We start from the raw sequence: 417 nt of genomic DNA on the forward strand, positions 1-417 counted from the left end.
TCATCGCCAAGGTCGACCAAAGCTGAACCTGTGGCTGCGCGAGAACCCGCCGAACAACACGACCTTGACCGCCAGGATGCAGCAACTCGTTCACGACATGGTCGATGAACTGCACGCGCTCGATCATCGGATCAAGCAGCTCGACCACGAGTTTGAAGCGCTCGCCGAAAGCGATGAACGAGCCCGTCTCCTGCGCAGCGTGCCAGGCATTGGCGCTCTCAACGCAACGGCGCTGGCAGCAGCGGTCGGCGACGTGTCGGCGTTTGCGAAGGGGCGTGACTTCGCTGCCTGGCTGGGGCTTGTTCCACGTCAGATCACGACCGGCGGCAAGCCGCACCTGACGGGGATCAGCCAGCGCGGGAGCACCTACATGCGCGTGCTGTTGATCCATGGCGCGCGAGCGGCACTGCCATATCT

The 417-nt window shown here is 63.5% G+C and carries 1 protein-coding gene; it reads left to right on the forward strand.

What is annotated here, in order from left to right:
• Positions 1–417: transposase (locus EN780_RS38055; protein WP_133373038.1), on the forward strand; the 417-nt coding region annotated here is incomplete at both ends.

This window comes from Mesorhizobium sp. M4B.F.Ca.ET.089.01.1.1, assembly GCF_004022605.1.
Lineage (GTDB): Bacteria > Pseudomonadota > Alphaproteobacteria > Rhizobiales > Rhizobiaceae > Mesorhizobium > Mesorhizobium abyssinicae.